The sequence below is a fragment of the Paenibacillus baimaensis genome, assembly GCF_025567575.1.
The window spans coordinates 1-2,138 of record NZ_JAOQIO010000117.1; the positions used below are offsets into that span (position 1 = coordinate 1).

At 29.7% G+C, this 2,138-nt stretch carries 1 protein-coding gene; it reads left to right on the plus strand.

All coding sequences use genetic code 11. The annotated features are described in order from the left end of the window. Nucleotides 1-644: 644 nt before the first annotated feature. Nucleotides 645-1,823: an acyltransferase family protein gene (locus tag OB236_RS34975; protein WP_262688190.1), complete on the plus strand. Its 1,179-nt coding sequence runs from the start codon at nucleotides 645-647 to the stop codon at nucleotides 1,821-1,823. Nucleotides 1,824-2,138: the final 315 nt, after the last annotated feature.

Genomic DNA, 2,138 nt, shown 5'->3' on the forward strand with positions numbered 1-2,138 from the left:
TCCCATTGAAGCTAGAAAAATCCCCTCATAAATATTGTCCAGTTTTATGTTGACAATCCACATATTAATTTGGGTACTATTTTAAGACTATTTATTGAAAAGAACCCCAAACTAAAAATTATACTTAGTGGTGTAAATTCATGGTAGAATAATAGGAGAAAAGTGCTATTAATGTCGAAAATTAATTGATACGAAAGTCTGAGTCTATAGGAAGTGGAAAGTGAGTGGTATCCAATGAGCACGATTGGTCTTCATTTGATATTTATGTACACAGTAAAAATCCAAAAGACTTGAACATAAATGTGCTTTGTCGTAAATTTAACATTGGTGTTGCACTTGTAAGAAAGTACTGAAAAGAAACATTTGCTCAGAATAACGGGTCACTAGGAGGGTAACGCATATAGAATGTAACAACTTGGCGAGAAGGTATTCATCAACTTAAGAATTTAAGGAACACAAAAAAGAATTATTAAGTTCAATCTGTAAACAATTGGATAAACAACAAATTTCTTGTGATGTTTATAATACACATTGCGACTGGACAGTAAAAATAAATGAAAACTGACTTTGAATAGGAGATGAAAACAATTGGGTTTTCGAAAAGAGTTTGATAGAATTGAATTTAAAGAGACGGTGTTGTTGACGTGAGGTTAGATAATCGCATTGAATATCTCGAAGGCTTAAGAGGATTAGCCGCACTAGTTGTTGTAATCTGTCATTTTGTTGGCGCTTTTTATCCTGCTCTGATTTCTGGTAATGCTCAAGAAATACACACTCAAAGGGGATGGGAATTATTTATCGCAAAAAGTCCTCTTAATATTTTTTATAATGGAAACTTTGCAGTGTGTATATTTTTTGTTTTAAGTGGCTTTGTATTGACCAGGCACTACTTCAGTAACTATTCTAATCAAAATAATGGAATAATAACGTCGAGTGCCGTTCGAAGATATCCTAGACTTTTAATACCAATTTTTTTCTCTGTTTTATTAGTCTACGTTTGTATGAAATTATCTCTGTTTGGTAATGTGGAAACTTCTGAATTTACTTATTCAACATGGTGGTTAGGTACTTTCTGGAAATTTGATTCTACGTTTATCGATGTAATAAAGTTTTCTTTTTATGATGTTTTTATATCATCCAATTCAAAATATAATACAGTATTATGGACGATGTATTACGAATTTATTGGATCGTTTTTAGTATTTGCAGCAGCACTAATCATAGGAAAAATGAAGAATAGAAGTATTATTTACTGTATACTTATCTTACTTTTTATAAAAACATATTTTTTAGCTTTTATATTTGGATTAATATTATCTGATATATTTTCTTCTGTCGATTTGAATAAAAAGTTAGTAGGGAAAAAAACGCAAGTTTTATTGCTTATGGTAGGGATTTTTTTAGGTTCCTATCCAACTTTAATCAATGTAAATGGCACGTTATATAGTTTTCTTGCATTAAATTTTGTGTTATCAAGCATGTTTTATCATATTATAGGGGCATTTTTCGTGTTGATCGTATTACTCAATTCTAAGAGGTTACAAAAAATATTATCATTGAAACCATTTTTATTTTTAGGGAAAATTTCTTTTTCTATGTATTTAATGCATACAATAATTATAGGTACATTTTCTTGTTTCGTTTTTATTAAAATTATGCATCTATTTACTTATAGCGTTAGTGTTTCAATTTCTTTTATTAGTTCAATGATAGTTATATTTATTGTTTCTTACTTTTATAATATTTATGTAGATCAAAATGGTGTGCGCTTTTCAATGTATTTATATAACAGGATTTTCAAGAAGAAAATTAATAACAAATGAAATATCGTTTTTATGAGGCATTGTTTTTTATATTCCTTTCGCCGTCTCCACATGTGGAGTGCGTGATAAGGATATATCGGGAGGATGTATTAAAGGAAATTTAAATAATTTTAGCATAAGGACTTCCTAAAGGTGGAAGTTCTTTTTGTTCTATCTATCAACCTGATCATCTTTTATGAGATGAAACTCGACTGTATACGGTTCTGGAGAACTTTGATAAGATAATCACCATATATAATGATTTATCTTGTATGGATTGTCAACATAAAACTGGACAATATTTATGAGGGGATTTTTCTAGCTTCAATGGGAGTG